This window comes from Mesorhizobium sp. M1E.F.Ca.ET.063.01.1.1, assembly GCF_003998155.1.
Lineage (GTDB): Bacteria > Pseudomonadota > Alphaproteobacteria > Rhizobiales > Rhizobiaceae > Mesorhizobium.
The window spans coordinates 1-4,982 of record NZ_RZSC01000436.1; the positions used below are offsets into that span (position 1 = coordinate 1).

3 protein-coding genes and 1 pseudogene are annotated in these 4,982 nt (G+C 63.3%); 1 reads left to right on the forward strand and 3 read right to left on the reverse strand.

The window, feature by feature from the left end; all coding sequences use genetic code 11:
• Positions 1-26 precede the first annotated feature (26 nt).
• From EOA29_RS24740 to EOA29_RS24750, 3 genes and pseudogenes are all read right to left on the reverse strand, one after another.
• Positions 27-794: pseudogene (locus tag EOA29_RS24740) on the reverse strand (ABC transporter permease); the annotation flags it as partial.
• Between the two features lie 20 nt (positions 795-814).
• Positions 815-2,353: a sugar ABC transporter ATP-binding protein gene (locus tag EOA29_RS24745; protein ID WP_126092892.1), complete on the reverse strand. Its 1,539-nt coding sequence runs from the start codon at positions 2,351-2,353 to the stop codon at positions 815-817.
• The gene (locus tag EOA29_RS24750) at positions 2,350-3,006 is read right to left on the reverse strand and encodes a DUF2291 domain-containing protein (protein WP_126092893.1); all 657 of its coding nucleotides are present in this window, start codon (positions 3,004-3,006) and stop codon (positions 2,350-2,352) included. The genes EOA29_RS24745 and EOA29_RS24750 overlap by 4 nt, the downstream gene beginning before the upstream one ends.
• A gap of 787 nt (positions 3,007-3,793) precedes the next feature.
• On the opposite strand from EOA29_RS24750, the gene EOA29_RS24755 reads away from it, so the two are divergent.
• A partial coding sequence (locus tag EOA29_RS24755; protein ID WP_245468529.1) for an FGGY-family carbohydrate kinase occupies positions 3,794-4,982 on the forward strand: 1,189 nt, incomplete at its 3' end.

A 4,982-nucleotide genomic window follows, 5' to 3' on the forward strand; every position in this document is an offset into this window, starting at 1 on the left:
GTCTACACGCTCTCCGGCATCCTGTCGGCGATCGCCGACAGGATGCCGGAGAGCGTGTAGACCGTGATCTTGACCCGCTTGACCGGCACGCCCGACAGGTCGGCCGCGTTCTCGTTGCCGCCAGAGGCGTAGAGCCAGCGGCCGAAGGAGGAGCGGCTGAGCATCAGCCCGGTCAGCACGGCGAGGACCGCCAGGACCACCACGCTGATCGGCACGCCGAAGAGCCGGTTGAAGCCAAGCCAGTCGAAGCCGGTGTTGCCGAGCTCCGGCCTGCCGGCGAGGTTGTTGTAAGTGAGGCCGTTGGTCATCAGCAGCGCGACGCCGCGCGCCATGTACATGACTCCCAGAGTGGTGACGAAAGCGGGTACCCTGAACCAGGCGATCAGGATGCCGTTGAGCGCGCCGAGCACGGCGCCGAGCGAGCAGGTCAGCACGACCACGGCCCACACCGGCGCAAACAGGATGACGCCAAGCGGTTTCAGCTCTATGCCCTGCATCAGCGCGCCCGCGACGACGCCGCACAGCGCCAGGATCGAGCCGACCGACAGGTCGATGCCGCCGCTGAGTATGACCACCAGCATGCCGATCGCGAGTATGCCGTAGATGGCCACATGCGAGGACATGATCAGCAGATTGGAGACGGTGAGGTAGTTCGGCGAGAGGAACGAAAAGACGACGATGATGGCAATCAGCGCGAAGAAAGCGCGGCCCTTCAGCAAAAGCTTGATGAGGCTGGTTGTTCCCTTGACGGCTGAGGCCGGGGAAGAGATGCGGTTGGCGCTCGTTTGCGTCATTGTTCGTTCCCGTGCTCCGCTCAGGCCGCCACGGCCTCGCCCGAGGCGGCCATGATCTTTTCCTTGGTGATGTCCGAGGTGAACTCGGCAGAGATCCGGCCGCGCCGCATGATGATGATGCGGTGGGCGATCGACAGGCACTCGTTCACTTCCGAGGTCGTGTAGACGACGGCTTGCCCGGCCGCCGCGTGGGCCGCCAGGATCCGGAACACCTCGGCCTTGGCGCCGATGTCGATGCCGCGACTGGGTTCATCCAGCAGGATAACCTTGGGATCGGTGGCGAGCATCTTGCCGATGACCACCTTCTGCTGGTTGCCGCCCGACAACGACCCGATCGGCACATCCGGTCCGTCGGTCTTCACGGTCACGTTCCTGATCGATTTCTGGATCAATGCCCGCTCGAGCTTGAGGGAGGTGAAGACCCCGCGCGTGAACTCCTTGATCGAGGCGAGCGAAAGATTCTGCCCGACCGACATCGTCTGGACGAGCCCGTAGCGCTGGCGGTCCTCGGGCACGAGCGCAAGGCCGCGGGCGATGCGCTCGCCGATGGCGAGGTGGGAAATCTCCTTGCCTTCGAGCACGATCTCGCCGGATGTCGCGCTCAGCTTGCCGGCGACGGCTTCGAGCAATTCCGTCCTGCCGGCCCCCATCAGGCCATAGATGCAGACTATCTCGCCGGCCCTGACGTCGAGCGACATGCGGTCGACGACGTTGTAGCCGCCTCCGGCCGGATCGGGCACCGTAAGGTTGCGGACCGAGAGCATGACCGGGCCGAAATCGTAGCCGGTCGGTGGATTGCCCAAATCATAGTTCTCGCCGACCATGTTGCGCACGATCCATTCCAGATCGATATCGGCGCGCGGCGCGTAGGCGGTCATGTTGCCGTCCCGCAGCACCACGGCGTGATCGGTGATCTGCAGGGCCTCCTCGAGATGGTGCGAGATGTAGACGATCGACACGCCCCTGGCGGTGAGGTCGCGGATCACCTTGAAAAGAACCTCGACCTCGGTGGCGGAAAGCGCCGATGTCGGCTCGTCCATGATGAGTATCCGGCTGTCGACCGAAAGCGCCCGGGCGATCTCGACGATCTGCTGCTGTCCGAGGCGCAGTTCCTCAACAAGGGTGAGCGGATCGATATCCTCTTCGAGTTCCGCCAGCAATTCGCGGACCTGGCGTTCCTCCTCGGCGTAGTCGACGCCGGTCGGACCATTGATCTCGCGGCCCATGAAGATGTTGTCGCGGACCGACAGATTGGGCGCGAGGCTGAGCTCCTGATGAATGATCGAGATGCCGTGGCTTCGCGCGTCGGTTGAAGAGGAAAACACGATGGGCCGGCCGTCGAGAATGACCTCGCCGGACGTCGGCTGCACCACACCGGAGAGGATTTTCATCAGCGTCGACTTGCCGGCTCCGTTCTCGCCGAACAGTGTCGTCACCTGGCCGCGGTGAATGTCGAAGTTGACGCCCTTCAGCGCCTTCACACCGTTGTAGGATTTGGCGATGTTGCGCGCCGCCAGAACCACTTCACCGGCTGGCCGGGAGGTCGCGACGTCGCTCATTTGACGGTGACCTTCACCGGCGTGATCAGCCAGTTCTTCGGGTTGATGAGACGGAAGACGCCGAAGACTTCCAGCGTCTTGCCGGAGAGGGCCGCGGTGTCGATCCCATCAAGGACCGTCTTCTTCATGGCGCGGTTGATGCCCGAGCCGGCGTCCTGGTACTCGATCTGGTTCTTGAACTTGCCGAAGGCGATGTCGCCCGGCGCGTCGCGCAAGTCGGTCCCGTTGATGGCCGGGCCGGTCTGCACCCGCACGTGGATGTCGGCCGGCACGCCGTCGGCCTTGAGGTCGTAGACGCCGGATTTCGCTTCGCCTGCCACCGCCGTCAGCCTGATCGAGATCATTGCGCCGGTCGATGAGGCAGTTCCATACTGCTTGGCGGCTGCGTTCTTGTCGGCCATGACCGCCGGTCCGAAGGTCGCGGCGTCGACGGCGTGCTCGACAACGAATGCCTGGATGCGCGGAAACTCCTTTTCGCCGAACCGGTCGGGCGAAAACGCCTCCTGGCTGACGTCGGCGGACGATCCGATCCGGACGACCTTTGTGTCGAGCGCGATCGCGGCAAGGACCACGACACCGAGACCGATCGCAATCATCAGGCCGCGGCGCGACGCAGCAGGGGCCTTCGGCGTCTGGGCTGACATGACATTCATCGTTCAGATCCCGGCTTGCGAAGAGACAGGGCGGGCACCGACCGGTGTGGCAATGGTGGCCGATGCGCGGCCCGATGCTGCCGCCTGTCGATGACACGGCATCCTCAGGTCGGTTGCTTGCATCGATTTTCTCCACCCTTGACCCGCGATGCGGCGTCTTCCTCCCGCCGCATCATTTCCGGCAATTTGTTATATTAGTGTTATCTTTGCGTCAAGCATGTTAGATCGGAATTCCCTTTTGTCCGGATTTTGACCCGCCGGGAGAGCCTCCTGCCATGCCAATTCTCAAAAGGCCGCCTCCCGCGGAAACCCTGCGTCAGCAGTTGCCGCCATGGCCGATCATGGGAGACTATGCGTTTCGCAGGCGCGGCAAGAAAACGCCGCGGCTGCGAAATGCTTTCAAGTAACTATCTGATTTAGTGGCGATTTCGTTTCGCCATCTCATACCGAGCCGCGAACTGAAACCAAGTCAGAAGGGGCCGGTCGCTTATCTGTTCGCTCTCCCGTTTGCTTGGCGAAGACGATGTGAGGCGGATCGTTGTTTTCGCTCTCGCTAAAATCAGCGTATCTGAAAAAATTTTCGATGTCTGCAAAAAAAATCAACCATTGTGTTATTTCCATGATAATTTAGAATGCGGCAAAAGCGAGCGCCGTCACGAGAGAGCGCGTAACGGCGCTTCTTCGCGCGGCCACGCATTCGCGGCGAGCCGCAGGCGGAAAACGAGAAGGAAACAGACATTGCCCTGTTGCCGGTCCAGGCATGTTGGCAGCGGAAGCGGAGCGGTCCGTGGCTGGCGCTGATGTCATCGTAGGCATCGATTCCGGCACGTCGGTCATCAAGGCGGTCGCCTTCGATCTGAGCGGTCGTCAGATTGCGTCGGCTTCGGTTCCGAACCGATACGCGTCCGGTGCCGACGGCTCGGCGACGCAGTCGCTTCCCCAGACCTGGCGCGACTGCGCCGCGGCACTTCGAGGGCTCGGCGACAAGGTTGAAAACCTGGGCGCGCGCACCGCCGCTCTCGCGGTCACCGGACAGGGCGACGGCACCTGGCTCGTCGGTCGTGAAAACAAGCCGGTCGCCGATGCATGGCTCTGGCTCGACGCACGCGCGTCATCCACTGTCGAGCGCCTGGCCGCGGGTCCGCTCAGCCGCGCCCGCTTCGAGGCGACTGGAACAGGGCTGAATACCTGCCAGCAGGGCAGTCAGATGGCCCATATGGACAGTTACTCGCCCGACCTTCTCGACCATGCCGAAGTCGCGCTGCACTGCAAGGACTGGCTCTATCTGAACCTGACCGGTGTGCGCGCCACCGACCCCTCGGAGGCGAGCTTCACCTTCGGCAATTTCCGTACCCGCCGCTACGACGACACGGTCATCGAGGCGCTCGGCCTTTCCCGGCGGCGCAAGCTCTTGCCGGAGATCGTCGACGGCACGATGGCGACCCATCCGCTTACCGCCGAGGCGGCGGCCGAGACGGGGCTGAAAGCGGGTACTCCCGTCAGCCTCGGCTATGTCGATATGGTCATGACCGCGCTCGGCGCCGGGGTCTGCGGCGGCGAGGGAGACGTCGCCTGCTCGATCGTCGGCTCGACCGGCGTCCACATGCGTGCCGTGCCCACGAACGGGGTCCACCTCAACAAGGAGGGTTCGGGCTACGTCATTGCCCTGCCCATTCCGGGCCTGGTGACGCAGGTGCAGACCAACATGGCGACCTCGCTCAACATCGACTGGGTCCTTGGCCTGGCGGCGGATGTGCTGAAAGAATTCGGGCACGAGGCCAATCACAGTGAACTGGTCGGCCGCATCGATCAGTGGCTCGCCGCAAGCCAACCCGGCCAGGTGGTCTATCACCCCTACATTTCGGACGCCGGCGAGCGCGGACCGTTCGTCAATGCCAACGCCCGTGCCGGATTCGTCGGCCTGTCGGTCAGCCATCGCTATGCGAATGTGGTCCGTGCCGTCATCGAAGGGCTGG